Below are 585 nucleotides of genomic sequence, written 5' to 3' on the forward strand. Positions count from 1 at the left end.
CTCGAATACCTCTTGGCCCAGCTCATCCATCGACTTGCCTTCCAGATACTGCCCCGCGTTCACATCCATATCATTCGAAAGCAATTGGAAGCGGCGAGTTGTCGTGACCACCTTGACCGTAGGCACATACGGAAAGTTGGTGATCGAACCATTTCCCGTTGTAAAGAAGATCATGTTGCAGCCGGCGGCTACCTGTCCGGCGATGCTCTCCAGGTCAGTGCCAGGGCTGTCCATGAAATAGTAGCCGCCATCCTTCATGAGCTCCCCGTACTCAGTTGCATAATCGATCCGCGTTGTCGGATCTTTCTTCATAGCGGCGCCTATAGACTTGAGATAGATGTTGTACAAGCCGCGATACATGTTGCCACCTGACGGGTTACCTTCCGCACTTGTGCCGTGCCAGGAAGTGCGCTCCTTAAATCGGTTCACAAGTTCCAGAAATTTGCGCGCGGTTTCCACGTTACGTACTTTTGACAAGACATAGGGCTCCGCGCCAATCAACTCATCAGTTTCGGCTAGACTAGCCGCACCGCCGTAACGCACCAATTGTTCTGAAACCCAACCGAGCAGCGGATTCGCGGATAC

1 pseudogene is annotated in these 585 nt (G+C 53.0%); it reads right to left on the bottom strand.

From position 1 onward, the window contains the following. Positions 1–585 (bottom strand): annotated as a pseudogene (locus ACXJJ8_RS15440) (hypothetical protein); the annotation flags it as partial.

It is taken from the genome of Lysobacter sp. P5_C4, from assembly GCF_054049695.1.